This window comes from Pseudonocardia charpentierae, assembly GCF_031845345.1.
Classification (GTDB): domain Bacteria; phylum Actinomycetota; class Actinomycetes; order Mycobacteriales; family Pseudonocardiaceae; genus Pseudonocardia; species Pseudonocardia charpentierae.
Map to the genome: position 1 here is coordinate 155,302 of NZ_JAVREJ010000012.1, position 25,843 is coordinate 181,144.

Annotated in this window: 20 protein-coding genes and 1 pseudogene; 3 read left to right on the forward strand and 18 right to left on the reverse strand. The window is 73.7% G+C overall.

Going from position 1 to position 25,843, the window contains the following annotated elements; translation table 11 throughout:
* Positions 1-19 precede the first annotated feature (19 nt).
* From fabI to RM445_RS17960, 5 genes are all read right to left on the reverse strand, one after another.
* Complete coding sequence (fabI, locus tag RM445_RS17940) at positions 20-796, reverse strand: enoyl-ACP reductase FabI (protein ID WP_311557709.1); 777 nt, start codon at positions 794-796, stop codon at positions 20-22.
* Between the two features lie 34 nt (positions 797-830).
* Positions 831-1,559 carry a 3-oxoacyl-ACP reductase FabG gene (gene fabG / locus RM445_RS17945; protein WP_311557711.1) on the reverse strand — a complete coding sequence of 243 codons (729 nt, stop codon included), beginning with the start codon at positions 1,557-1,559 and terminating at the stop codon, positions 831-833.
* A 71-nt stretch (positions 1,560-1,630) separates the two neighbouring features.
* Entirely contained in the window at positions 1,631-2,611 is a 981-nt protein-coding gene (locus RM445_RS17950) for a VWA domain-containing protein (RefSeq protein ID WP_311557712.1), read from the reverse strand.
* 4 nt (positions 2,612-2,615) lie between these two features.
* On the reverse strand, positions 2,616-3,638 hold the full coding sequence (locus tag RM445_RS17955) for a DUF58 domain-containing protein (protein WP_311557713.1): 1,023 nt from the start codon (positions 3,636-3,638) through the stop codon (positions 2,616-2,618).
* Positions 3,635-4,675 (reverse strand): AAA family ATPase, encoded by a 1,041-nt coding sequence (locus tag RM445_RS17960; RefSeq protein WP_397469344.1) that lies wholly within the window; start codon positions 4,673-4,675, stop codon positions 3,635-3,637. Before RM445_RS17960 ends, RM445_RS17955 begins: the two co-directional genes overlap by 4 nt.
* A gap of 245 nt (positions 4,676-4,920) precedes the next feature.
* Between RM445_RS17960 and RM445_RS17965 the strand changes: the two genes are divergently transcribed.
* Complete coding sequence (locus RM445_RS17965) at positions 4,921-6,327, forward strand: FAD-binding oxidoreductase (RefSeq protein WP_311557717.1); 1,407 nt, start codon at positions 4,921-4,923, stop codon at positions 6,325-6,327.
* Between the two features lie 58 nt (positions 6,328-6,385).
* Here RM445_RS17965 and RM445_RS17970 read toward each other — a convergent pair whose 3' ends face one another.
* Positions 6,386-7,720: an NlpC/P60 family protein gene (locus RM445_RS17970; RefSeq protein ID WP_311557719.1), complete on the reverse strand. Its 1,335-nt coding sequence runs from the start codon at positions 7,718-7,720 to the stop codon at positions 6,386-6,388.
* A gap of 315 nt (positions 7,721-8,035) precedes the next feature.
* Between RM445_RS17970 and RM445_RS17975 the strand changes: the two genes are divergently transcribed.
* Positions 8,036-10,870, forward strand: coding sequence for an aconitate hydratase (locus RM445_RS17975; RefSeq protein ID WP_311557720.1), 2,835 nt, complete (start codon positions 8,036-8,038; stop codon positions 10,868-10,870).
* 244 nt (positions 10,871-11,114) lie between these two features.
* Here the strand turns inward: RM445_RS17975 and RM445_RS17980 are convergent, their stop codons facing one another.
* The 9 genes from RM445_RS17980 to egtA all read right to left on the reverse strand — a co-directional run bounded on the left by RM445_RS17980 (position 11,115) and on the right by egtA (position 20,242).
* Positions 11,115-11,576, reverse strand: coding sequence for a cupin domain-containing protein (locus tag RM445_RS17980; protein ID WP_311557721.1), 462 nt, complete (start codon positions 11,574-11,576; stop codon positions 11,115-11,117).
* A gap of 31 nt (positions 11,577-11,607) precedes the next feature.
* Positions 11,608-12,483 (reverse strand): carbohydrate ABC transporter permease, encoded by an 876-nt coding sequence (locus RM445_RS17985; RefSeq protein ID WP_311557723.1) that lies wholly within the window; start codon positions 12,481-12,483, stop codon positions 11,608-11,610.
* A complete protein-coding gene (locus RM445_RS17990; RefSeq protein ID WP_311557725.1) occupies positions 12,480-13,457 on the reverse strand; it encodes a carbohydrate ABC transporter permease in 978 nt (325 codons plus the stop codon). Before RM445_RS17990 ends, RM445_RS17985 begins: the two co-directional genes overlap by 4 nt.
* On the reverse strand, positions 13,454-14,842 hold the full coding sequence (locus RM445_RS17995; protein WP_311557727.1) for an ABC transporter substrate-binding protein: 1,389 nt from the start codon (positions 14,840-14,842) through the stop codon (positions 13,454-13,456). The genes RM445_RS17990 and RM445_RS17995 overlap by 4 nt, the downstream gene beginning before the upstream one ends.
* Before the next feature lie 87 nt (positions 14,843-14,929).
* Positions 14,930-15,664 carry a hypothetical protein gene (locus RM445_RS18000; RefSeq protein WP_311557729.1) on the reverse strand — a complete coding sequence of 245 codons (735 nt, stop codon included), beginning with the start codon at positions 15,662-15,664 and terminating at the stop codon, positions 14,930-14,932.
* Between the two features lie 66 nt (positions 15,665-15,730).
* Positions 15,731-16,732: an L-histidine N(alpha)-methyltransferase gene (gene egtD / locus RM445_RS18005; protein ID WP_311557730.1), complete on the reverse strand. Its 1,002-nt coding sequence runs from the start codon at positions 16,730-16,732 to the stop codon at positions 15,731-15,733.
* 21 nt (positions 16,733-16,753) lie between these two features.
* A complete protein-coding gene (egtC, locus tag RM445_RS18010) occupies positions 16,754-17,530 on the reverse strand; it encodes an ergothioneine biosynthesis protein EgtC (protein WP_311557732.1) in 777 nt (258 codons plus the stop codon).
* Position 17,531: 1 nt separating this feature from the next.
* Positions 17,532-18,905 (reverse strand): ergothioneine biosynthesis protein EgtB, encoded by a 1,374-nt coding sequence (gene egtB, locus RM445_RS18015; protein ID WP_311557733.1) that lies wholly within the window; start codon positions 18,903-18,905, stop codon positions 17,532-17,534.
* On the reverse strand, positions 18,902-20,242 hold the full coding sequence (gene egtA / locus RM445_RS18020; protein ID WP_311557734.1) for an ergothioneine biosynthesis glutamate--cysteine ligase EgtA: 1,341 nt from the start codon (positions 20,240-20,242) through the stop codon (positions 18,902-18,904). Before egtA ends, egtB begins: the two co-directional genes overlap by 4 nt.
* A gap of 88 nt (positions 20,243-20,330) precedes the next feature.
* On the opposite strand from egtA, the gene RM445_RS18025 reads away from it, so the two are divergent.
* Positions 20,331-21,020, forward strand: coding sequence for a TetR/AcrR family transcriptional regulator (locus tag RM445_RS18025; RefSeq protein ID WP_311557735.1), 690 nt, complete (start codon positions 20,331-20,333; stop codon positions 21,018-21,020).
* A gap of 62 nt (positions 21,021-21,082) precedes the next feature.
* Here the strand turns inward: RM445_RS18025 and RM445_RS18030 are convergent.
* The 3 genes and pseudogenes from RM445_RS18030 to RM445_RS18040 all read right to left on the reverse strand — a co-directional run.
* A pseudogene (locus RM445_RS18030) lies at positions 21,083-21,727 on the reverse strand (glycosyltransferase family 9 protein); the annotation flags it as partial.
* 418 nt (positions 21,728-22,145) lie between these two features.
* Positions 22,146-23,594 (reverse strand): MFS transporter, encoded by a 1,449-nt coding sequence (locus RM445_RS18035; protein ID WP_311557736.1) that lies wholly within the window; start codon positions 23,592-23,594, stop codon positions 22,146-22,148.
* A 4-nt stretch (positions 23,595-23,598) separates the two neighbouring features.
* The gene (locus RM445_RS18040; RefSeq protein ID WP_311557737.1) at positions 23,599-25,596 is read right to left on the reverse strand and encodes an ABC transporter ATP-binding protein; all 1,998 of its coding nucleotides are present in this window, start codon (positions 25,594-25,596) and stop codon (positions 23,599-23,601) included.
* Between the last annotated feature and the right edge of the window lie 247 nt (positions 25,597-25,843).

The window sequence follows — 25,843 nt, forward strand, 5'->3', positions numbered from 1 at the left end:
CCCCCGCGCGCCGGCGACGTCAGACGCCGATCGCGTGGAACCCGCCGTCGGCCCACACCATCGACCCCGTCGTCACCGGCAGCCAGTCGCTCAGCAGCGCGCACACCGTCTTCGCCACCGGCACCGGGTCGTTCACGTCCCAGCCCAGCGGCGCCCGGCCGTCCCACGCGTCCTCGAACGCCGAGAACCCGGGGATCGACTTCGCCGCCATCGTCCGCACCGGACCGGCGGCCACCAGGTTCACCCGGATCCCCTGCGGTCCCAGGTCGCGGGCCAGGTAGCGGGTCACCGACTCCAGTGTCGACTTCGCGACGCCCATCCAGTCGTAGGCGGGCCAGGCCTGCCGGTTGTCGAAGTCCATCCCGACGATCGACGACCCCGGCCCCAGCAGCGGCAACGTCGCGCCGGCCAGCGACTTGAACGAGTAGGCCGACACCTGGATCGTCTGCGCCACGTCCTCCCACGGCGCGGACATGAAGGCGCCCTCGCCGAGGCAGGTCTTCGGGGCGAAGCCGATGGAGTGCAGCACCCCGTCGAGCCCGGGGCGGTCACCGAGATGTTCGGTGACGCGGTCGGCGAGGCTGTCGAGCTGCCCCTGGTCGGACACGTCCAGCTCGACGACCGGCGCGGGCTGCGGCAGCCGCTGCGCGATCCGCTCCACCAGCCGCATCCGGCCGAACCCGGTGAGCACCACCTGCGCGCCCTGCTCCTGCGCGATCTTCGCGGCGTGGAACGCCAGGGAGGCGTCGGTGATCACGCCGGTGATCAGCAGGCGCTTGCCGTCGAGCAGTCCCATGTCTCTCCTGTTCCGGGGGGGCCGTGAGGGGCCGTCAGTGGCCCATTCCCAGGCCGCCGTCGACCGGGATGATCGCACCCGTGACGTACGCGGCGGCGTCGGAGCCCAGCCACGTCACCGCCGCCGCGATCTCGTCCGCGGTGGCGTAGCGACCCAGCGGCACCTGGGTGAGGATCTCTGCGCGCCGGGCGTCGGGCAGCGCGCGGGTCATGTCGGTGTCGACGAACCCCGGCGCCACGACGTTCGCGGTGATCCCGCGCGACCCGAGCTCACGGGCGACGGACCGGGCGAGCCCCACCAGGCCCGACTTCGACGCCGCGTAGTTGACCTGCCCGGCCGAGCCGGTCAGGCCGACCACCGACGAGACGAAGATCATCCGGCCGGCGCGGGCCTTCAGCATGCCCCGCGAGGCGCGCTTGGCCACGCGGTAGGCGGCGGTGAGGTTCGCGTCGACGACCCGAATGAACGACTCCTCGCTCATCCGCATCAGCAGGCCGTCGTCGGTGATCCCGGCGTTGGACACCAGCACCTGCACCGGCCCGTGCTCGGCCTCGACCTTCCCGAACGCGGCGTCGACGGCCGCGGCGTCGGTGACGTCGCACGGCACCGCGAGCAGGCGTTCGGGCAGGTCCGCAGGCGGTTCCCCACCCGCCCTGCGGTGCGTCACCGCCACCTTGTCGCCCTGCGCGGCGAACGCCTTCGCGATCGCCAGCCCGATCCCCCGGTTGCCCCCGGTCACCAGCACACTGCGTCCGTCTGCCACGGCGGGCAGCCTAGACAAGTCGCGTACCGCACGCTGCCGGCGGACGGCCCGCACACCCGTTCGGGCCCGGCTCAGGGCAGCCGGCGCCCCAGCGCGATACCTGCGCCCAGGCCCGCGACCAGCAGCAACGCCCCGCCCATCATCCAGGGCCTGCTCGCGTCGACCCGCCGCATCTCGTAGCCGATCTGCTCGCCCAGCTCGGCGTAGACCTGCCGCAGCTCGCCCTCGGTCGCCGCGGTGAAGAACTGGCCGCCCGACAGCTCCGCGATCTCCCGCATCGACGCGTCGTCGACGGCCACCGAGGTGCGGTCGCCGTCGATCTCGATCGAGCCGTAGTCGGTGCCGAACGAGATCGTCGACACCGGCACCTTCGCCTCGGCGGCCTTGCGGGCCGCGGTGAACGCCCCGCGCGGCTCGTTCTCACCGTCCGGGCCCGGCACGGTCTGCTTGCCGTCGCTCATCAGCACGATCCGCGCCGGCGGCGGCCCGTCCTGGGTCCCGGACACCGACTGGGAGAACGTGTCGACCGACGACATCGCCGCGAAGATCGCCTCGCCGGTCGCGGTCGACTCCGAGAGCCGCAGCGAGTCGACGGCCCGCTTGATCGACGGACGGTCCGTCGTCGGCGACACGAGCACCGCCGCGGTGCCGGCGAACGCCACCAGCCCCAGGTTCACCCCGGGTGTCAGCTGGTCGGCGAACGACTTCGCCGCGGCCTGCGCGGCGGCCAGACGGGTCGGCTCCACGTCCGTGGCCTGCATCGACAACGACACGTCGATCACCAGCACGACCGTCGCCCGGTTGCGCGGTACCCGCGCCTCGGCCGTCGGGCCGGCCAACGCCACGGTGAGCAGCGCCAGCGCGAGGATCAGCGCGGCGGCCGGCAGGTGCCGGTACCGCCCCGGCCGGTGCGGGGCGACCCGGTCGAGCAGTTCGAGGTTCGTGAAAGCGATGGTGTCGCGGCGGCGCCTGCGCAGCAGCAGCACGTAGCCGGCGGCCAGGGCCACGACGACGAGGAGCAGCAGCAGCCACCAGGGTGTGGCGAAGGACATCGGCTCACCCCCCCGACCAGGTGCGCTTGCGGGCGAGGACGAACCGCACGACGTCGGCCACCCAGTCGGAGTCCGTACGCAGCCGCAGGTGCGCCGCACCGCAGCGGCGCAGCGCCACCGCCACCCGGTCGCGGTGCGCCGACGCCGCCGCGGCGAACTCCCGGCACAGCAACGGCGTCGTCTGCACCTCGCGCTGGCGTCCGGTCTCGGGGTCGGCGAGGACGACGGTCCCCACCTCCGGCAGTTCGAGCTCGCGGGGATCGAGCACCTCGACCGCCAGCAGCTCGTGGCGCGACGACAGCGCCCGCATGGCGCGTTCCCACTCGGGTTCGCCGAGGAAGTCCGAGATCACCACCGCCAGGCCGCGCCGTCGCGGCGGGCGGCGCAGGGTCTCGACCGCGGCCGCGAGGTCGCCGCGGGTCCCGACCGGGGCGCGCGGCGTGCGGGCCACCCGCCGCAGCATGCCGCGCGCGTGCTCCACCCCGCCGCGGGCGGGGATCCGGACCGTCTCCGCGCCGGTGCTGACCACCACGCCGATCCGGTTGCCGCCGCCCGCAGTCAGGTGGGTGACGGCCGCGAGCGCGGCGACGGCGAGGTCGCGCTTCTCGCAGACGGCCGTGCCGAAGTCCAGGCTGGGCGACAGGTCCATCACCACCCAGGTCTCCAGCTCCCGGTCCGCCACCGTCTGCCGCACGTGCGGCTGCGTGGTGCGGGCGGTGACCGCCCAGTCCATCCGGCGCACGTCGTCGCCCGGCTGGTAGATCCGGGCCTCCCCCGGCTCGCTGCCCGGGCCGGGGACCAGCCCGAGGTGGTTGCCCTGCAGCAGCCCGTCGAGCCGGCCGCGGACCGTCAGCTCCAGCGCCCGCAACGCCGCCTCGATCCGCCCGTCGCGCAGGGACGGGGGCGCGGTCGGCGCGCGGCGCGACCGCGGGTCGGGCACACCGGGCTCCGGCCTCTGGACGTCTTCGAGATGCCCCTCCTGGCGCCCCGGATGGGCGGCGCCACCGGGCGGCGCCGGCGCACTCATGTCTGGGCGCCCGCCGGGGTGTAGCCGGTCTGGGGCGGGGCCGTCTGCGGGCGGGCCGTGACCTGCGGGAGCGGGACCGTCGCGAGCACCCGGCTGATGATGTGGTCGACCGGCACCGAGTCGGCCACCGCGTCGTACGACAGCACCAGCCGGTGCCGCAGCACGTCCGGGGCCACGTCCAGCACGTCCTGGGGCAGCACGTAGTCGCGGCCTCGGACCAGTGCCAGCGCGCGGGCGGCGCTCACGATTCCGAGAGTGGCGCGCGGCGACGCGCCGTAGGCCACCCAGCCGGCGACGTCGCCGAGCCCGTGCTCGGCCGGCGTGCGCGTGGCGACCACGAGCCGCACGACGTAGTCGACCAGCGCGTGGTGGACGAACACGTGCGACGCGACGCCCTGGAGCCTAACCAGCTCCTCGGGCCCGATGACCTGCTGCGCGACCGGGGGCTCGGCGCCCATCCGGTAGACGATCTCGCGCTCCTCCTCCAGCCCCGGGTAGTCCACGATGATCTTGAAGAGGAACCGGTCGCGCTGCGCCTCGGGCAGCGGGTAGACGCCCTCGTTCTCGATCGGGTTCTGGGTCGCGAGCACGAGGAACGGGTCGGGCATCGGGAAGGTGCGCCCGCCGATCGACACGTGCCGCTCGGCCATCACCTCCAGCATCGCCGACTGCACCTTCGCCGGGGCGCGGTTGATCTCGTCGGCGAGCACGAAGTTCGCCACCACCGGGCCGAGCTCGACGTCGAACTCCTCGCGGCCCTGCCGGTAGATGCGGGTGCCGAGGATGTCGGCGGGCACGAGGTCCGGGGTGAACTGCAGACGCGCGAAGGTGCCGCCCACGACCCTCGCGACCGTCTCCACCGCGAGCGTCTTCGCCACTCCGGGCACGCCCTCGAGCAGCAGGTGCCCCCGGGCCAGCAGGCCGACGAGCATCCGCTCGACCAGCCGGTCCTGCCCGACGATCACGCGCTTGATCTCGAACACCACACGTTCGAGCAGCTCGCCGTCGTGCGCAGGGGCGGTCACGGATGGGGGCATCGTTCTCCCTCGGGGCACAGGTGTCGGCGCGCTAGCGTTCGGGGTGCAGCCTCGCCCGCACACGGTGTGACGGAGGTGAACTCCTTTTCCTGCGCCGGACCCGTAACGAAACACGTGTCGGTGAACGACCCCTTCCCCGTGGCGCACCCGCCTGCTCCGGCGGCCCGTATTGGGGTCGCGCGGCGGGGTCCGTCCGCGGCACAGTGGTGGCATCGTCCCGTCCGCACCCCGTCCGGGAGCGAGCCGTGAACCTGCTCGGTGCGTTCCACCGCGGCCACCGCCGCCGCGGTCTCGCGGCGATCACCGGACCCGTCCTGCGCCCGGCGGACGCGGGCTACACGGCCGAGATCGCCGGGTTCAACCCCGCCGTCGCCCGCCGCCCCGGCATCGTGGTCGGCGCCCGGTCCGAAGACGACGTCGTCGCCGCCGTCGTGGGTGCCGGAGCCGACGGGCTGCCCGTCGGGATCAAGGGCGCCGGTCACGGCTTCTGCGCCGACCCGGCCGCACCGGTGCTCCTGTCCACCCGCCGCCTCGACGCCGTCGTCGTGGACCCGCGGGCCCGCACCGCCCGCGTCGGCGCGGGTGCCACCTGGGGGCAGGTCCTGGCCGCGGCCGCCCCGCACGGCCTGACGGCGCTCGTCCCCTCGTCGACCCGGGTGGGCGTCGCCGGCTACACCCTGGGCGGGGGCGTGGGCCTGCTCGCCCGCCGGTACGGCTTCGCCGCCGACCACCTGCAGCGCCTGCGCCTCGTCACCGCGGACGGGCGCGCACACGAGATCGACGGCGACCGTGCCCCCGAGCTGTTCTGGGCTCTGCGCGGTGCGGGCCGCAACGGGTTCGGCGTCGTCACCGAACTGGAGTTCGCGCTGTTCCCCCTCGTCCGCCTGTACGGGGGCGGGATCGTCTGGCCCGCCGCGGCCGCCGCCGACGTGCTGCACGCCTGGCGGGAGTGGGCGCCGACGCTGCCCGACGAGCTCGGGACGTCGGTGGCGCTGCTGCGGGTGCCGCGCGACGCCGGGTGGCCCGCGCCGTTGCACGACCAGACCGTGGTGCACCTGCGGTTCGCCGGAGCCGACGTCGAAGCCACCACCGGCGACGCCCTGCTCTCCCCGATGCGCGCCCTCGGCACACCGCTCCTGGACGAGGTCGGTGAGCTGTCGCCCACGGCGACGGACGCCGTGCACCGCGAGCCCACCGCCCCGGCGCCCGTGCACGACGGCGGTGCGGCCCTCCGCGACCTGCCCACCACCGCCGTCGACGCCCTGCTGGCCGCCGCCGACGTGGACGTCGCGAGCCCGCTGACGCTGGTGGAGCTGCGCGCGCTGGGCGGGGCGTTGAGCCGGGCCGCCGCGGTGCCCGCTGCCGTGGCGGGACGGTCGGCCGCCTACGCGCTGCACGTACGGGGACGCGCAGCCGTCCCAGCACCGGCGGACCGCCCCGGTGCGGTGCCGGGCGCCACGACGGGAGTCGCCGACGCCGTCGCGGCGGTGGTCGACGCCGTCGGGCCGTGGTCGCTCGGCGGCCCGCTGCCCACCTTCGCGGGCGCGGGCGAGCCCGTGGAGCTGTGGTCGCCCCGGGACCAGGCCCGGCTGCACCTGCTGCGGCAGGCGGTCGACCCGGGGGGCATGTTCGCCGCCCCCTCCCCCGCCTGACCGCCGCCGCGTCACGCCCCGAGCGGGGCGCCGGACGTCCCGACCCGCCGACGGGACGTCAGATCAGGCGCGTGGCCTGGGGCATGAGGCCCGCGCGGCGCAGGGGGACCACCCGCACGTTGGCGCCCGTGTAGGGCGCCTCCACCATGTTGCCGCGGCCGATGTACATCGCCACGTGGTGGATCGGTCGGCCGCCCCGCTTGTAGAAGACCAGGTCACCGGGCCGTAGTTGCGATACCGGGACCTTGCGGCCGACGTTGAACTGGTTGCGGCTCACCCGCGGCAGCGCCACCCCGGTGCCGCTGTAGGCGTAGAGCATCAGCCCGGAGCAGTCGAAACCGATCCGGTTCAGCGGGGAGCCGAACGCGTCCGGGATGCCGGTCGTCGGTCCACGGCCGTTGCCCCCGCCCCACACGTACTGCACGCCGACCTGGGAGAGCGCCCGGTCGATCGCCCGCTGTACGCCGCCACCGCGGAGCGGAGGGGTGAACACCGGGGGCCGGCCGGGACGGCCCGGGCGGTCGAGCCGCGCGAGGCGATCGGCCGCCTCCCTCCGGGCCGCCTCCTCCCGCGCCGCCTGCTCGGCCGCCATCTGCCGCTGCCACGCCCGGAACCGGTCGCGCTGCACATGCAGCACCGAGTCGTGTGCCTCGGCCGCGTCCAGCTGCGCCTGCACCTCGGCCCGCTGCGCGTCGACCTCCGCCAGGGCGCGGACGTTCTCCTGTGCGGCGGCGTCCGCGGCGGCCAGCGCGGTGTCCGACGCCTGCTTCGCCGCGGCCGCCGCGCTCCGCCGGGCCTCGGCCTCGGCCCGCGCCGCCTTCGCGGTCGACTCGGCGTTCGCCCGCGCGACCCGTGCCCGCTCCAGACCGTCGCGTGCGGCGAGCTCCGAGCGGGCCACGATCTCGCTGTACTCGGCCCGGGCGACCAGGTCGGCGGGGTTCTGGGCGCCGGTGAGCAGGCCGAACGGGCCCGTGTCGAGGCCCTCCTGGTAGGTGGCGGAGACGAAGACGTCCATGCGCGCCCGCGCGTCGTCGACCGCCGAGCTCGCGGCGTCGGTGGCGACCCCGGCCTCGTCGGCGCGCCGAGCCGCCTCGACGGCCGCGGCCTGGGCCGCGGTCAGGTCGTCGAGCGCGCTCGCGGCGTCCTCCCGCCGGGCCGCCAGGTCGGCCTGGAGGTCGTCGGTGCGGGCGTCGAGCTCAGCCAGGCGGCCCGTGAGCTGCCCGACCTCGGCGGCGCGTTCCGTGACCTGGGTGCGGCTGCGGGACAGCGCCCCGTCGCCGGGATCCGTCGGTGGCGGCGCGGCCGCCGCGGTCGCCGTTCCCGCGAGCAGCGCGCCCACCACGAGCGCGCACACCAGCGGCGCACTGCGCAGCGCGGTTCGTCCCCGTCGCACCAGACCCCCTCCGGTGAGCCGCCACGGGTGGGCGGCCGTGCCCGGCGCCGGTCCGCGCCGGGTTGACCGCCGGAGACTGCCATCGGGCAGCGGCGAGGAGGTGCGCCGCGCGGCCGCGGCGAGCAACCTCCACCCATGAGGGGGACGTGAATACCCCGGCCGGGAACGTTGCTCACGATCGCGGCGCCGCGCTCGACCCGATAGCAGTACGAGCGTACTGTTAACTTCTCGGGACTCGCGCTGCCTCAGGCCTGACCGTGCGCGAGACTCCGGGGAAGCATCCCAAGCGCCCACCACCGCAGGAGGACCGCCATCGTGGCCAGCACCGACAGCTTCGGAGCGAAGGGAACCATCCAGGCAGGCGGAGCCGAGCACGAGATCTTCCGGCTCTCCGCCGTCGAGGGGGCCGAGCGGCTCCCGTTCAGTCTCAAGGTGCTGCTCGAGAACCTCCTGCGCACCGAAGACGGTGCGAACGTCACCGCCGACCACATCCGTGCCCTGGCCGGCTGGGATCCCGCGGCCGAGCCGGACACGGAGATCCAGTTCACCCCCGCCCGGGTGATCATGCAGGACTTCACCGGCGTCCCCTGTGTCGTCGACCTCGCCACCATGCGGGAGGCCGTCACCGAGCTCGGCGGCGACCCGACGAAGGTCAACCCGCTCGCTCCCGCCGAGCTGGTCATCGACCACTCGGTGATCATCGACGTGTTCGGGCGACCGGACGCCTTCGAGCGCAACGTCGACTTCGAGTACCAGCGCAACAAGGAGCGCTACCAGTTCCTGCGCTGGGGCCAGGGCGCCTTCGACGAGTTCAAGGTGGTGCCGCCCGGCACCGGCATCGTGCACCAGGTCAACATCGAGCACCTCGCGCGCGTCGTGATGACCCGCAACGGCCAGGCCTACCCGGACACCCTCGTGGGCACCGACTCGCACACCACGATGGTCAACGGCCTGGGCGTGCTCGGCTGGGGCGTCGGCGGCATCGAGGCCGAGGCCGCGATGCTCGGCCAGCCGGTCTCGATGCTCATCCCCAAGGTCGTCGGGTTCAAGCTCACCGGCGAGATCCCGCCGGGAGCGACCGCCACCGACGTCGTGCTGACGATCACCGAGATGCTCCGCCGCCAGGGCGTGGTCGGCAAGTTCGTCGAGTTCTACGGCGAGGGCGTCGGCGCGGTGCCGCTCGCCAACCGGGCGACGATCGGCAACATGAGCCCCGAGTTCGGCTCCACCGCCGCGATCTTCCCGATCGACGACGAGACCGTCCGCTACCTCAAGCTCACCGGCCGCCCGGCCGCCCAGCTCGAACTGGTCGAGGCCTACGCCAAGGAGCAGGGTCTCTGGCACGACCCGTCGCGCGAGCCCGTCTTCTCCGAGACCCTCACCCTCGACCTGTCCACGGTCGTCCCGTCGATCGCGGGCCCCAAGCGTCCGCAGGACCGCATCGAGCTCTCGTCGGCCAAGCAGGCGTTCCGGACCGTCCTCGTCGACTACGCGGGCGCGCCGGACCAGACCGACCCGGACGACGCCGCCTCGACGCCGCGCCCGTCGGTCGACGAGTCGGTCGAGGAGACCTTCCCGGCCAGCGACCCGGCCGCCCCCGGCAGCGACACCCAGGACGAGGCCCCGCACGCCACGACGTTCTCTGCCGCCGAAGGGGCGGACGGCCGTGCCAGCCGCCCGGTGACCGTCACCCTCGCCGACGGCGCGTCCTTCGAGCTGGACCACGGCGCCGTCGTGATCTCCTCGATCACCTCGTGCACCAACACCTCGAACCCGTCGGTCATGCTCGGCGCCGCCTTGCTGGCCAAGAACGCCGTCGACCGGGGCCTCGCGATCAAGCCCTGGGTGAAGACGTCGATGGCGCCCGGCTCGAAGGTCGTCACCGACTACTACGAGCGCGCCGGTCTCTGGCCGTACCTGGAGAAGCTGGGCTACCACCTGGTCGGCTACGGCTGCACCACCTGCATCGGCAACTCCGGGCCGCTGGCCGAGGAGATCTCCGCGGCGGTCAACGAGGGCGACCTCGCCGTGGTGTCCGTGCTGTCGGGCAACCGGAACTTCGAGGGCCGAATCAACCCGGACATCAAGATGAACTACCTGGCCAGCCCGCCGCTGGTGATCGCCTACGGGCTCGCCGGGACGATGGACTTCGACTTCGAGACCCAGCCGCTGGGCACCAGCCCGGACGGAACCGAGGTCTACCTGCGCGACATCTGGCCGACGGCCAAGGACGTGCAGGACACCATCGACAGCTCGATCACTGAGGAGATGTTCACCAACGACTACGCGGACGTCTTCGCCGGCGACGAGCGCTGGCGGTCGCTGCCCACTCCCGAGGGCAAGACCTTCGAGTGGGACCCGGAGTCGACCTACGTCCGCAAACCCCCGTACTTCGAGGGCATGGCGCCGGACCCGTCGCCGGTGGTCGACGTCTCCGGTGCGCGCGTACTGGCCAAGCTCGGCGACTCGGTGACCACGGACCACATCTCCCCCGCCGGGTCGATCAAGGCCGACACCCCGGCCGGGCAGTACCTCGTCGAGCACGGCGTGGAGAAGCGCGACTTCAACTCCTACGGCTCCCGCCGCGGCAACCACGAGGTCATGATCCGCGGCACCTTCGCCAACATCCGCCTGCGCAACCAGCTCCTGGACGGCGTGTCGGGCGGCTACACCCGCGACTTCACGAAGGACGGCGCGCCGCAGGCGTTCATCTACGACGCCTCGCGCAACTACATCGACGCCGGCATTCCGCTCGTGGTGCTGGGCGGCAAGGAGTACGGGTCGGGCTCGTCGCGCGATTGGGCGGCCAAGGGCACCGCGCTGCTGGGCGTCAGGGCCGTGATCGTGGAGTCCTACGAGCGCATCCACCGCTCGAACCTCATCGGCATGGGAGTGCTGCCGCTGCAGTTCCCGGCCGGCGAGACGGCGGAGTCACTGGGCCTCGACGGCACCGAGACCTTCGACATCGCCGGTGTGACCGCGCTCAACGACGGCTCCACCCCGCGGACCGTGCACGTCACGGCCACCAAGGACGACGGCGAGAAGGTCGAGTTCGACGCGGTGGTCCGCATCGACACCCCCGGCGAGGCCGACTACTACCGCAACGGCGGGATCATGCAGTACGTCTTGCGAGGCATGCTGCGGAGCTGATCGACAGCTGATCAGCAGCTGATCGGGGGGCCCACGCCCCTCTCCCGACGGCCTGACGGCGGGTGCCCGGTTCTCCGGGCACCCGCCGTTTGTTTTCGCTCCTCTGTCCGACGGCGGTGCCTCCTCCCCCGAGCCGGCCCCACCTCGCCAAGGCGGTGTTTCTCGTCAATGAACCGTCGTCGTTTTGGATGCGTCATTGATTCATTGACACAGAAGGAAGACGGGCCACCGGTCCTGCCCGTGCTCAGCGGAGCGGGTGACCCGGGTCAATCCACGGAACGCGCTCGGGCTCGGACACCGCGTCGAGCTCGAGGTTGACCACCACGGCCTCCTGCCCGCTGCGGGTCAGCACGCACTCCAGCCGCTCGTCGTCCAGGGCGTTGATCTCCTGGTGCGGGACGTACGGCGGGACGAAGACGAAGCCGCCCGGCCCGACCTCGGCGGTGTACTCCAGCCGCTCCCCCCAGCGCATCCGGGCCAGCCCGCTGACCACGTAGATCACGCTCTCCAGCGGGCCGTGGTGGTGGGCGCCGGTCCGCGCGCCCGGCAGGATCGTCACGGTGCCGGCCCACAGCCCCTGGGCCCCCACCCGCTCGCCGCTGACCGCCACCGCGCGCTGCATGCCGGGGGTCTGCGGGGTGTTCGGGTCCAGCGCGTCGGCCGGGATCGCCCGGACGCCGTCGGTGCGCCAGTCGCGCATGCTCATGTGCCGAGGCTAGGGCGGATCCGCCGGTCCGTCAGCCCTTCTCGGCGCCGCTCGTCAGCCCCTCCACCAGCAGCCGCTCGGTCAGGAAGAACAGCACGATGATCGGCAGGGTGAGCAGCACCGATCCGGCCATGAGCACGGTGGTGGGGATTTCGATGCTCCCGGCGAGCTGTGCCAGCCCGAGAGATACCGTCCACCGGGGGCGGTCCTCGGCGAGGAACAGCAGCGCGAACAGGAACTCGTTCCACGCGATCATGAACACGTACAGCGCGTTCGACACCACGGCGGGCATCGCCAGCGGCAGGCTGATCCGCCGCATGATCGTCCACCGCGAGGCGCCGTCGATCGCCGCCGCCTCCTCAAGCGACACCGGGACCGTCTCGAAGTAGTTGCGCAACATGTAGATCGACAGCGGCACGGTCTGCGCCACGTAGACCACCAGCAGGCCGACCCGGGAGCCGCGCAGGCCGACGGCGGAGAAGAACACGAACAGCGGCACCGCCAGCAGGATCGCCGGGAAGAGGTACACCGCGAGGAAGAGCGTGCTGACCTGCCTGCGCCCGAAGAACTCCAACCGGCTGATCGCGTACGCCCCTGGGATCGCCGCCAGCAGCGTGAACACCACCGTCAGCAGCGCGATCACGGCGCTGTTGCGCAGGAACACCACGAAACCCTGGCCGCCGGCGTCCGGGGACGCCAGGACGGAGACGTAGGTCGAGAGGTCGAACGACCCCGGCCAGAGCAGTCCGGGGCGCTGCACGACCTCGTCCAGGCGCCGCACCGACAGGATGATCATGTAGTAGAACGGCAGGAGGGTCGCCAGCACGAGGACGGCGATCACCACCCACCGCAGCACGCCGAACACGACGTTCTCGATGCGGTCGCGGGTCCATGGCCGCGTGCTCACGTGTCCGCCTCCGTCGGCCGGCCGACGAACCGGAAGTAGACCGCCAGCAGCACCACGAGCACGCCGGCGAGCACCAGCGCCTGCGCCGACGCCGCACCGATGTCGCCGCGGGCGGTGAGCAGGTCGTACACCCGCACGCTGGCCACCTGGGTACCGGCCGCGCCGCCGGTGAGCAGGTAGATGTCGTCGAACTCGTTGAAGGTGAAGATGAACCGCAGCACGGCGAGCAGGGCGATCGTCGGCAGCAGCTGCGGAAACACGACGTAGCGGAAGCGCTGGCTGACCGTGGCCCCGTCCACCACCGCCGCCTCCTCGAGGTCGCCCGGCAGCGCCGAAATCCGGGCGGTCAGGAAGAGGAAGGCGAACGGGAAGTAGCGCCAGATCTCGAAGGCCATGACGGTCAGCAGGGCCACCGGCACGTCGATCTCGAGCCCGAACACCGACACCGGCGTCGAGCGCTGCGACAGGAACGCCACGGGGTCGTCCCAGCCCAGCACCGAGGTGCCGACCGCGTTGACGATCCCGAACTGAGGGTTCAGCATCGTCTGCCACACGAACGTCACCGCCACCACCGGCGCCACGTACGGCAGCAGCATGGACGCGCGCACGAACGTCCGCCCCGGGAACCCGCGCCGCAGCGCCAGCGACGCGATCAGCCCCACACCGATCGAGCCGATCGTGCCCACCACCGAGAACAGCAGGGTGGTCCGCAGCGCCGTCCAGAAGCCGGGCGAGGTGAACACCGCGGCGAAGTTGTCGAGGGTGAACGACCCGAAGATCCCTTTGCGCCGCAGGTCGATCACCCGCAGGTCCTGGAACGCGAGCACGAACGTCCACAGGATCGGCAGGACCACCACGACGACCACCACGAGCAGCGTCGGCGCCAGCAGCAGCTGCCCGAACCGGGCATCGCGCTGCGCGACCGTGCGCTGCTGCCCCCGCGGCCCCGCCGTGCCGATGGTTCGCTCGCTCAACGCAGGGACTTCTGCAGCTCTGTCACGGCGTCGTCGGCCTGCTTCGCCGCCTGCGCCGCGTCGACCTCGCCCGACGTCATCGCGGCCACCGCCTGCGGTACCGGCAGCTCGCCGAGCGTGGCTCCGACCAACTGGCCCTGGCCTTGGGTGAAGCCCCATCGGCGGAACGTGTCGAGGCTGCCCGCCAGGCCGTCGAGCACGTCCGGCGGGTAGAACTCGGCCAGCGGCTTCTTGGTGTCGACCCCTGCGGGCAAGGTGCGCCACAGCGTGGAGAACTTCTCCGGCTCCTGCGGGGTGCCGGTGCGGGCGGGGATCTTGCCCTCGGGGGCGAAGCCCAGCCAGTCCGGGTAGCCGTCGTTCATCATGAACTCGACGAAGCGGGTGGCCGGATCGGCCGCGGCACCCGCCACCACGGTCCAGGAGACGATCTCGCCGAACTGGGCGGGCTCCGTCGAGTCCGGGCCGGACAGCGCGGTGACCACGCCGGTGTTGTCGACCAGGAAACGCGGATCCGCGGCGCACTCCGGGCAGCTCGGCGCCGCGTCGGCCCGCAGGCCTGCCAGCTCGTCGAGGATGAACGACGACCAGATCATCGTCGCCGCCTTGCCCGCGAAGTAGGTGGCCCGCGTGGTGTCGGCGTCCTGCGCACCGGGCACCGAGGCGGTGCGGACCAGGTCGTCGTAGAAGGCGAACGACGCCTGGCACTGCGGGCTGTCCAGCGTGACGGTGCCCGCGGCGTCGACCAGCTCGCAGTTGTTCGCCAGCGCCACGTGCTCGAACGTCTGCTGGGTGAAGGCGTCGCCCGCCGCGGTGGCACCGACGAACCCCGCCACCCCGTCCTTGTTCAGCGCCTTCGCCGCCGCCGCGAAGTCGGCGTAGTTGCGCGGGATCGGCAGCCCGGCCGCCGTGAGCAGGTCCTTGCGGTAGAGCAGCAGCTGGGCCCATCCGTCGCTGGGCACCGCCAGCTGCGCGTCGCCGTCGCGCGTGAGCTCGAGCGCGCGCGGGGAGAACGTGCCGGGCTGGAGGTCCGTGACGATCTTCCCCGTCGCGTCGGTGTCGAGCAGCTGGTCCGCCGCCAGCGAGCGCACGGCCGCGAGCGGCACCGCGCCCACGACGTCCGGCAGGGCGTCCGACGCCGACGACGACCGGATCAGCTGCTGGAACTGGTCTTCGTCCACACCCACGAGGTCGACGGTGATGCCCGTGGCCTGCGTGAACCGCTGCGCGAGCACCTTCTGCGCCTCGAGCCGGTCCGGCAGGTTCTCCAGCGTCCAGACCTTGATCGCGTTGTCGGCCGGTGCGGCGGACTGGCCTCCGCCGCACGCGGATACCAGGCCGAGCAACGCCGCCGCGAGGACGGCGATGGTGCGGGTGCGTGTCGTCATCGACCCTCTTCCCCCGGGATTGTGATCGGAGGGTAAACCCCCACCCCGACGGTTTTCGACAGGCGCAGCTGCGTCGACGACGGCGCGTCAGCCGGAGAGCGGATCACGCCCGTCCCAGGTGCCCGTCGCGCCCAGCGGGGCGAAGCGGGCGAACAACTCCTCGCCGTACCAGTCCTCCTCGCGGGTGCGGCGGACCACCGCGCGGTGCTCGGGACTGCGCGCGAAGGCGACGACGGCCGCGACGTCGGACCAGATGCTGAACGTGGCCTGCAGGCCGACGGGCGCCTCACCGATGCTCACGGCCGCGCGCAGTCCGTCGGCCCCTGCCAGTTCCTCCGACACCGGCGGTCGGGACCCGCGGAACCGGTGCCAGCGCGACGGCCGGACGGTGGCGCGGGTGAGGACGGCGACGGGGCCGTCGGCGGCGAGCGGCTGCGGCCGGCGCAGGTCGGTGAGCACGTCGCGCCCACCCCACCGGCCGTGGCCGGACAGCAGCGCGAGCCGGACGCCGTACACCTCTCCCCCGCTCGTCCGCACCCGTGCCGCCCGCTCGGCGAACCAGCCGTCTTCGAAGGCGGCGAGCGCGGCGTCGTCGTCCCAGACGGCGAACAGCGCGCTGCGGGCGAGGTCGGCGCCCACCGCGGTGGCCCCGCGGCCGGTGCCGAGCAGCCGGGCGAAGCGCAGGCCGGGCGTGCCGCGCAGGCGCAGCCGGTCCGTGCCGAGCCGGCCGAGCGCGAGCGGAGCCCGCCAGACCGGCTCGCGGACGAGGTGGAACGACGCGACGCGCGACGGGGCGATCTCGTCACCGGTCTCGCGCTGCACCGACCCATCCTCGCCGACGCGCTCCGGGCCCGCGCGGCCGCTCACCCCCGGGCTGCGCAGCGGGGCCTACACCGCTTCGGCGAGCACCAACGCGAACCGCTCCAGCGGGTCGACCCAGGTCCGCTGCGGCGCCAACCCGGCGTCGGCCAGCTCGACGGCCAGGCCTGCGGTGCGGAACTTCGCCGAGATCTCCGTTCGCACCTCCTCCCCCGCGGCGAACTCGACCACGAGCCCGAGATCGTTCACCGTCGCCGCCATCGACCGCTCCGCCCGCAGCCGCATCTCGATCCACTCCCGCTCGGCGTCCCACCGGGCGACGTGGGCGAACGCCGCGACGTCCAGGTCGGCGTGCAGCTCGCGGTTGAGCACGTGCAGCACGTTACGGTTGAACTCCGCCGTCACCCCGGCGGCGTCGTCGTACGCCGCCACGAGCACCTGCGGATCCGTGACCAGCCCCGCGCCGAGCAGCAGGTGCTCGCCCGGCCGCAGCGCACCCCGCAGGCCGCGCAGGAACACGGCACGCTGACCGGGCTCGAGGTTCCCGATCGTGCCGCCGAGGAACGCGACCAGCCGCCGGTCGGCCGGGCCGGGCACACTGCCGTCGTCGCGGGGCAGCCGGTCCAGATGCGCCGCGAAGTCGCCCACCACCCCGTGCAGGGCCAGGGCGGGATACCGCACGGCGAGCGCGTCGAGTGCCTCGCGCAACGCGGTCTCGCTCACATCCAGCGGGACGTACCGGCGCAGCGTGCCGCCCCGGGTGAGCGCGTCGAGCAGCAGCCGGGTCTTCGCCGACGAGCCCGACCCGAGTTCGACCAGCGTCGTCGCTCCGGTCAACCGCGCGATCTCGTCGACGTGGGCGGTGAGCAACGCCGCTTCGGTGCGCGTGGGGAAATACTCGGGCAGTGCCGTGATCTCCTCGAACAACACGCTGCCCCGCGCGTCGTAGAAGTACTTCGGCGGCAGCTGCTTGGGCTGCGACGTCAGCCCGAGCAGCACGTCCGCCCGTAGGTCGGCGCGGGCGTCCGCGGCAGTGAGGTGGACGTCGATCCGGGCGGTCCGGGTGGCCATGCGATTCCTTTCCGGCCGCCGTCAGGCGGCCGCGATGCCGGCGGCGGGCGCGCCGGTGTCCAGCGACCGGACCTCACAGCCGCCGGGGGTGGCGACGACCAGGTGCCGGTCCGGGACGGCGGCCCAGCCGGGGCCGGCGTCGGAGGGCTCGGACGCAACCGTCACCGCGCCCTCCCCCAGCCGCACCGACAGAGCGTGCGTCCAGGTGGTGGCCCAGATCGTGGTGCCGTCGGTGAGCAGCAGGTTCAGCCGCGACTCCGGGGCCGCGGCGGCGACGGAGCACACGACGTCGGCGAGCACGTCCGCCGGGTCGTCGCCCGCCCGCAGGCGGTGGCGGGCCAGGGCCCAGAGCACCGCGGAGTCGGTGGGGGCGTCCAGGGTGAGCAGGTCCGTGACCGGCAACCGGCCGGCGAGGTCGGCCAGCGCGGCGGGCCAGCCGCGGACCACCCCGTTGTGGCTGAACAACCAAGGCCCCTCGGCGAACGGGGCGGCCGCCGCCGTGGTGACCGGCAGACCGGGGGTCGCCGAGCGCACCGCGGCGAGCACGCCGGCTGCGGGCGTCACCGCCGCGAACGCCGCGAACGCGGTGTCGGTCCAGATCGGGCGGTCGCTGCGGTAGCGGGCCGGTGGGCCGGCGGCGGGCGGGTACCAGCCTGCCCCGAAGCCGTCGGCGTTGACCGTGCCGCCACCGCGCATGTCCGCGGGTGCGTACGACTGGTGCAGCAGGCCGTGCGGCGGGTCGAGCAGCAGCGCGGCAAGGGTCACGGGCGGGCCGAGGTAGGCCAGGTGGCGGCACACGTCAGGCACCCTCCGGCCCGGAACCGGGCTCCACGTTCCGGGCGCACCGGAAGCCGGAGAAGATCTGCCGCCGGATCGGGTGGTCCCAGTTGCGGAAGGTGCTGCGGATCGCCGCCGCGTCGGTCCCGAACGAGCCGCCGCGCAGCACGCGGTAGTCGCCGCCGAAGAACACCTGCGAGTACTCCGGGTACGGGAACACGCTGAAGCCGGGGTAGGGGTGCCAGCCGGAGGTGGTCCACTCCCACACGTCGCCGACCATCTGGTGCACCCCCAGCGGCGACGCCCCCGCCGGGTAGGCGCCCACCGGGGCGGGCTGCAGGTGACGCTGCCCGAGGTTCGCGAGAGCGGGCGTCGGCTCGTCGTCGCCCCACGGGAAGCGCCGCGAGCGGCCCGTCGAGGGGTCGCAACGGGCGGCCTTCTCCCACTCCGCCTCGGTGGGCAGCCGCTTGCCCGCCCACGTCGCGTAGGCCTCCGCCTCGAAGAAGCAGACGTGGCACACCGGCTCGGCGGCCGGCACGGGCTCCAGCACGCCGAAGCGCCGCCGCCACCACGTGTCGCCGTCGCGTTCCCAGAACTGCGGCGCGACCAGGCCCCCCTCCACCCGGTGCGCCCACCCGCGCTCGCTCCACCAGCGCGGGTCGTCGTAGCCGCCCGCGTCGACGAACGCCGCGTACGCGCCGTTCGTGACCGGGGCGGCGTCGATCCGGAAGGCGGGCAGGTCGACGACATGTGCGGGACGCTCGTTGTCCAGCGCCCACGGCTCGGTGTCGGTGCCCATCGTGAACGGCCCCGCGGGGACGAGGACCTCGGCGACCGCGGGCGATGCGGCCGCCGCAGGCGGGGGCGGGGCGTGCAGCACCGGCGGGCCGGCACGCAGCTGGTGCGTGGAGAGCATCGTCTCGTCGTGCTGCTGCTCGTGCTGGACGATCATGCCGAAGGCGAAACCCTGCTCCACCAGCCGTCTGCCGCGCAACGGGCTGGCTCCGAGCGCGTCGAGCGCCTTCTCGCGGACCTCCGCCACGTACGCGCGCGCCTCGGACGGGTCGAGCAGCGGCAGCTCGACCCTGCTGGCCCGCGAGTGCTGGAAGGCGTCGTAGAGCCCGTCGATCTCGGGACGCAGCGGCTCGCGACCACCGACGTCGCGCACCAGCCACAGCTCCTCCTGGCTGCCCACGTGCGCGAGGTCCCAGACCAGCGGCGACATCAACGGGGAGTGCTGGGCGACGAGGTCGGCCTCGTCGACGGCCTCGGTGAGGACGCGGGTGCGGGCGCGGGCCCGCTCCAGCAGCTCGGCGACGCGGGTGCGCAGGGATTCCGTGCCCCACTCGTCGGACAGGGGGCCGCCGGGCAGGGGGCCGGGTTCGGTGACGGTCATGCGCGTGCCTCCTCGGGGACGTCGGCCGGGCCGGCCGGGGATGTGCCGCCGGTGTGTGCCGTACTGCCGGCGGCGGGCGGTCCGGGGGCCGGCCTGACGCGGTCGGCGGGGCACAGCCCCCGCCGCACGCCGCGCTCCAGCGCCACGGTCAGTTCGCCGACCAGCCACGACGGCGCTTCGAGCGGCGCCAGGGCGGACAGGGCCAGCTCGAACACCGTGACGGCGGACCGCTGCAGCACCCGGTCGGCGAGGCCGTACCGGGCAGCGGAGATCCACCGCCCGAGCGCGGGCTCGCAGGCGTCGCGTGCCCGATCCCTCACCTCCGCATCGGACAGCACGGCGGCGAGGACCGCCGCCGGCAGTGCCCAGCGCCGCCCGGGCTGGGCGTCGACGTAGCGGATCTCCAGATGTCCGCGCGGCCGGACCGGCGGGAACAGGGTGGAGATGTGGTACTCGAGGTCCGCGACCGTGGGCGGACCGGGCAGTGCGGCGTCGCCCCGGATCCACGCGGCGAACGTGACGCCGGGCGGCGCGTCCCACCGGCCGTCCGCGCGCCGGACGCACAGCAGCTCGGTGTCGAGCACCCGACGGGCCCACGCGGCCGCCGGGTCGCCGGACGAGGGGGGCGGCGGGGCGGTGCGTTGCGGGTCGAGGGCCAGCCAGGCGGCGAGCCGCGACGACTTCCACCCGGTGCGCCGACCGTGCAGCACCGGCGAGTTCGCGAACGCCGCGATCAGCACCGGGCCCAGGGCGTGCACGGCGTCCCAGCGACGGCCGATCTCGGCTTTCTCTCCCGCGTCGAGACACACCTGCACCGCGGCGGTGGAACACATCCCGCTGCGGCCCCAGGCGCCGATCCGGTCGAAGCGGTGCTCCATGGCGCGGTAGCGGGGAAGGTCGAGAACCCGGCGTGCGGGTCGCACCGCGTCTGCGGCGGACGGAGAGACGGCGAGGCCGTGGGCGGCGAGGCGGTCGTGGAGCACCGTGGAGTCGGCGATGACGGTGCGGACCAGGGTGCCGAAGGGGGCCAGCGGCGGGCTGGCCAGCTCCACCTGGCCGCCGGGTTCGACGGTGACCAGGGAGCCTCCCGGCAGTGCACGGGCCGGGGAACCGGGGTCGAGCGAGGTCGGTGCGTACGGTCCGAGCGCGGTACGCAGCATCGTGGGGTCCAGCGGGGCGGCGGGTGTGGCGGCCTGATGCACCAGCCACTCGAGTTCCACCCCGGCCAGCCGCGGAGGACCGTGCTTGAAACAGACCGAGGCAACGTATCCCTCGGCGTCGTCCCGGGTGCGCAGCACGCGGTTCTTGTCGTGGTGCGCGGTGTCAGAGGTCGTCACGGTTCGGACGCTACCCCCGGCCACCGACAGTTTCGCGTCCATCGGCGGCCCCCGGGCCGCACACGCGCGAACGCCCTAGGGTGGTCGGGTGCCCCGGGTCAGCCGCGATCACATCACCGCGCGGCGGCAGCAGATCCTCGACGGCGCCCGGGCGTGCTTCACCCGCTTCGGCTACGAAGGCGCGACGGTGCGCCGCCTGGAGGAGAGCACGGGGCTGTCGCGCGGAGCGATCTTCCACCACTACCGCGACAAGGACGCGCTGTTCCTCGCCCTCGCCGAGCAGGACGCCGAGCGGATGGCGGACGTCGTCGCCGCGCAGGGCCTCGTGCAGGTCATGCGCGAGCTGCTGGCACATCCGGACGGTGACGAGCGCAGCTGGCTGGGCACCCGGCTCGAGGTGTCCCGACGGCTGCGCACCGACCCCGAGTTCCAGGAACGCTGGCGCGCCCGTTCCGCGGCCCTCGCCACGGCCACCCGGGCCCGCCTGGAGCGGCAGGCCGCGGCGGGGGCGGTCCGCGACGACGTCCCCGTGCCGGTGCTCGCCCGCTTCCTCGACCTGGTGCTGGAGGGGCTGGTGTCACACCTGGCCCAGGGGCTGCCGGTCGACGAGCTCGACGCGGTGCTCGACCTCGTGGAGGGCGCGGTGCGGCGTCAGGACACCGCCTCCACGGGCCGGCGCACCGGCAGGTCGAGCAACTCCAGCGCGGGCGCCAGCACGTCGTCCACCGTCACGTCGCCCAGCACGCTGGCGTCGTGCCCGCAGGGCTCCGCGAAGTAGTCGGCGCCGCACACCACGCACCGGCTCGCCCACGACACGAGCACGCGGTGCCGCGCGCGGAACAGCGGGGCCACGTCGACGAGATTGGCCCGCGTGAAGACCCCCACCGTGGCCGTCCCCACGGCCTCGGCCAGGTGCCGCGGGCCGGAGTCGTTGCCGACGAACAGGTCGGCGCGCTCCAGCACGCCGACGAGACCGGCGAGCGACAGTCGGCCGGACAGGTCGAGGGCGCGGTCGGCCGCCGCGCCGAGGCCCGCGCGGATGTCGTCGACGAGGGGGGCGTCGCCGGCCCCGCCGAGCAGCACGATCCGGGCTCCCCGGGCATCCAGCTCGGCGCCCAGCTCCCCGAGCCGGTGCGGCAGCCAGCGTCGGCGGGGGTCGGTCGCTCCGGGATGCACGGCGACGAGCGGACCGCCCGCGGTGTCGCCCGGTCCGTCCAGTGCCTGGGCGGCCTCGGCGCGGTCCTGATCCGTCACGGCGACGTGCGGGCGCAGGTGGACCGGCTCGGCCCCGACCAGCGAGACGACCTCCAGCCACCGCATCAGATCGTGCTGGAACGCCGTCCACGGCACCGTCCGGTCCAGCGGGGCGGCGCCCGGCGCGCGGCTCCCGGCCGTGACCCGTGCCCCGAACCGCAGCAGGAGCGGGTTCGCGTTGCCGCCGCCTCCGTGCAGCTGCACCCCCATGTCGAAGTCGCGTGCCCGCATGGCCGCGCAGAACGCCTCGACGACCTCGGGCGGGTCGTTCGGCGGCCCGTCCGGGCCGGGCTCTCCCCGCACGCCCGCGACCCGTGGGGCGGCCAGCACCTCGTCCACCGGCGACGGCCGGCCGTCGAGCAGCGCGGCGACCGGGGGTGACGTCACCAGCGTGATCGTCGCGTCCGGGTAGGCGGCCCGCAGGGCGGCGAGCGCGGGCTGCGCCACGACGTAGTCGCCGAGGCCGTTGGCGCGCAGCACCACGATCCGGTGCACCGCGGGCACCGGACGGGCGGTCGCCAGGAGGAAGTCGGTCACCCCGCGCCGATTCCCCGTCCGCGGCTCCCGTATGCGGGGCACCGCCGAGATCACCGCCGAGATCACCGCCGGGTGAGCCGGACGGTCACGGTCGCCCCGGCGGCAGGTCCGGTCAGCTGACGGGCGCCCCGGCCGGTACGGGGGCCGGCGCGGCGAACCGCTCGGCCGTCCGCCGGGCCGACTCCCGGGCGCGGGCCGTCGTGCTCGCCAGGCCCAGCGCCAGCACCACCAGCCCGCACCCGATCACGACGATCCAGGCGGGCCGGGCGGCTGCGGCGAAGCCCGCCGTCATCGAGGTGCCCAGGTGCGCCGTGACCAGCGAGCCCAGCACCGCCACGCCGAGCGCGGAGCCGACCTGGCGGCTCGTCGACGCGACCCCTGCGGCCACGCCGGCCTGGGCCAGCGGCATCCCCGAGACCGCCGTGTTCGTGATCGGCGCGTTGACCATCCCGAAGCCGATCCCGAAGACCACGTACGCGACGACGATCAGCACCAGCGGGGTGTCGACGTCCAGGGCCAGCAGCAGGCCTCCGCCGGTGGCGATGCCCAGGCCGCCGATCGCCAGCGGCAGCCGCGCGCCGTGCCGGGCCACCATCCTCCCGGAGATCGGCGGCAGGACGGCCGTCATCGCCGCCATCGGCAGGGTCAGCAACCCCGCGTGCAGCGGCGAGTATCCCCGGACCTCCTGCAGGTAGAGCGCGTTGACGAAGAGGAACCCGGCGAACGCCGCGAAGGCCGCGACGGCGATCAGCGTCGCGGCGGAGAACGGGATGCTCGCGAAGAAGCGCGGGTCCAGCAGCGGCTCGGCGCGCCGCGACTCGACGACCAGCAGCGTGACCAGTGCCGCCGCGGCTGCGGCGAAGGACCCGAGGATCAGCGGGCTCCCCCACCCGTGGCCCGGGCCCTCGATGATCCCGAAGGTCACCCCGGCCAGCAGCACGATCATCGACAGTTGACCTGCGGGGTCGAACCGGCGCGCCCGCGGGGCCCGGGACTCGGGGACGAACCGCACCGTGAGCACGACGACGGCCACGGCGACCGGGACGTTGAGCCAGAACACGGACCGCCAGCCGACGGTGTCGACCAGCAGGCCGCCGAGCAGCGGGCCGAGCGCCATGGAGAGTCCGAGGACGCTGCCCCACACGCCGATGGCCTTGGCCCGTTCGGCACGCTCGGTGAAGACGTTCGTAATGATCGACATCGCGACGGGGTTGAGCATCGAACCGCCGACCGCCTGCAGCGCGCGGAACGCGATCAGCGAGCCGGTGGTGGGCGCGATGCTGCAGAGCAGCGAACCCGCGCCGAAGAGCGCGAGGCCGGTCTGGAACGTCCGGCGGCGGCCGATGCGGTCGCCGATGGACCCACCCAGCATCAGCAGGCTCGCGAGCACCACCGTGTATGCGTCGATCACCCACTGCAGACCCGACAGCGACGAGCCCAGGTCGCGGCGGATGGCGGGAAGCGCCAGGTTCACGATCGTGTTGTCGAGCCCGACGATGAACAGGCTCGAGCAGCAGATCGCGAGGACCAGCATCCGTCGACGACGGGTCAGGTCGGGCACGTCACTACCTCGTTCGATGGATGCGATCGTTAGCGATGCTCACGGCAACGTTCGATCCTGGCAGGGGCTTACCGTCTCCCGCCGGCAGGTGCACGAGATCACAACCCGGCACCAGGCAGGCCACGTCGTCGTCGGACGGGTGCGTCGCGAACTGCGTCCGGTGGAGCGATGCGTACCGGCCGCCCAGGGCGAGCAGGTCGTCGTGCGTGCCCCGTTCCACCACCCGGCCCGCCTCGACCACGGCGATCTCGTCCGCAGCCCGGACCGTCGAGAGCCGGTGGGCGATGACGATCGCCGTGCGTCCCGCCAGCGCCTCCGTCAGCGCCGCCTGCACGGCGACCTCGGACTCGGAGTCGAGGTGCGCGGTGGCCTCGTCCAGGATCACGACCCGCGGCCGGGCCAGCAGCAACCGGGCGATCGTCAGACGCTGCCGCTCGCCGCCCGACAACCGGTAGCCACGCTCCCCCACCACCGTCTCCAGGCCGTCCGGCAACGCGTCGAGCAGGTCACCCAGCCGGGCGCGGTGCAGCGCCTCGGCGAGCTCGGCGTCCGTCGCGTCCGGGGCCGCGTAGCGCAGGTTCGTCGCGATCGTGTCGTGGAACAGGTGCCCGTCCTGCGTGACCACCCCCACCGCGTCGCGCAGCGCCGCGAACGACAGATCGCGCACGTCGACGCCTGAGAGCTCCACGGCGCCGCGGTCGACGTCGTAGAGGCGCGGGACCAACGCGGCGATAGTCGACTTCCCCGCCCCTGACGGGCCGACGAGCGCCAGCAACCGGCCGCCGCCGACCTCCAGGTCGACCCCGTGCAGCACGTCCGCGTTCGTCCGGCGGTCGAGCACCGCGACGTCTTCCAGCGACGCGAGCGACACGCGCTCCGCACCCGGGTAGGCGAAGTGCACGCCGCGCAGCCGCACGGAGACGGGCCCCGGCGGGAGCGGCCGCGGGTCCGGGCGCTCGGTGATGAGCGGCTCCAGGTCGAGCACCTCGAAGACGCGCTCGAACGAGACCAGCGCCGTCATCACGTCGACCCGGGCGTTCGCCAGCGCCGTCATCGGCGTGTACAGCCGGGTGAGCAGCAGGGCCAGCGTGACGATGGTGCCGGGGGCGATCACCCCCGTGACCGCCAGGTAGCCGCCGAGCCCGTAGACCAGGGCCTGGGCCAGCGCCGACACGAGCGACAGCGCCGTGACGAACACCCGCGACACCATCGCCGTGCGCACCCCGATGTCGCGCACCCGCTCGGCCCGCTCGCCGAAGTCGCGGACCTCCTCCTCCGGCCGGCCGAACAGCTTCACCAGCGTCGCCCCCGGCGCGGAGAACCGCTCCGTCATCTGGCTGCTCATCTGGGCGTTGAGGTCGGCCGACTCGCGCCGCAGCTCGGCGATCCGCCCACCCATCCGGCGGGCGGGCAGCACGAAGATCGGCAGCAGCAGCAGCGCCAGCAGCGTCACCTGCCAGGCGAGGCCGATCATCACCGCCAGGGCGAGGGCCAGCTGGATGACGTTGCTCAGCACGCTGGCCAGCGTCGAGGTGATCGCCGACTGGGCGCCGATGACGTCGTTGTTGAGGCGGCTGACGAGCGCCCCGGTCCGGGTGCGGGTGAAGAACGCGACGGGCATCCGCTGCACGTGCGCGTACACGGCCTTGCGCAGGTCGACGATCAGCCCCTCGCCGATGCGCGAGGAGAACCACCGCGACACCAGCCCCGTCACCGCCTCGAGCACGGCGAGCGCCGCGATGCCGGCTGCCAGCCCGACGACCGTCGCCGCCGCGGCCGAGACCTGCCCGCCCGCCACGACCGCGTTCACCACCCGGCCCGCGAGCACCGGGGTGGCGACCCCGATCCCCGCCCCGACGACGGTGAGCAGCAGGAACGCCAGCAACCAACGCCGGTAGGGCCGGGCGAACCGCCAGATCCGGCCGACCGTTCCCGGCTTCACCGACCTGGGAGCGTCCGCCGCGCGGGCGGCCCCGCGCATCAGCCCCCACGGCCGGTCCATCGGCAGTCCTCCCGCTCGTGTGCGTCAACCACGGTTACACCGTTGCACTGCTCCCCTGCTGCGGCATGTCGGATGGTGCTCCCCATCCCCGACAGTTCCGGTCGGCGATCGATTGACGATCCGGTGCGTCATTGATTGATTGACAGTGAAAGACACAAGCATGCCCCGGAGGTTCGTGCGACCCCGGCATCCGCGGTGACGCCGCCCGGCCCCGATGCCGGTGTCGGGCGGCGTCACCCGCGAACGA

Bases quoted from the DNA above. Each gene is read 5' to 3' on its own strand.
- fabI (WP_311557709.1), bottom strand. From the start codon at position 796: ATGGGACTGCTCGACGGCAAGCGCCTGCTGATCACCGGCGTGATCACC.
- RM445_RS18040 (WP_311557737.1), bottom strand. From the start codon at position 25,596: ATGGACCGGCCGTGGGGGCTGATGCGCGGGGCCGCCCGCGCGGCGGAC.
- egtB (WP_311557733.1), bottom strand. From the start codon at position 18,905: ATGACCGTCACCGAACCCGGCCCCCTGCCCGGCGGCCCCCTGTCCGAC.
- RM445_RS17960 (WP_397469344.1), bottom strand. From the start codon at position 4,675: ATGCCCCCATCCGTGACCGCCCCTGCGCACGACGGCGAGCTGCTCGAA.
- RM445_RS17955 (WP_311557713.1), bottom strand. From the start codon at position 3,638: ATGAGTGCGCCGGCGCCGCCCGGTGGCGCCGCCCATCCGGGGCGCCAG.
- egtD (WP_311557730.1), bottom strand. From the start codon at position 16,732: ATGGCCACCCGGACCGCCCGGATCGACGTCCACCTCACTGCCGCGGAC.
- RM445_RS17980 (WP_311557721.1), bottom strand. From the start codon at position 11,576: ATGAGCATGCGCGACTGGCGCACCGACGGCGTCCGGGCGATCCCGGCC.
- RM445_RS17950 (WP_311557712.1), bottom strand. From the start codon at position 2,611: ATGTCCTTCGCCACACCCTGGTGGCTGCTGCTGCTCCTCGTCGTCGTG.
- RM445_RS17995 (WP_311557727.1), bottom strand. From the start codon at position 14,842: ATGACGACACGCACCCGCACCATCGCCGTCCTCGCGGCGGCGTTGCTC.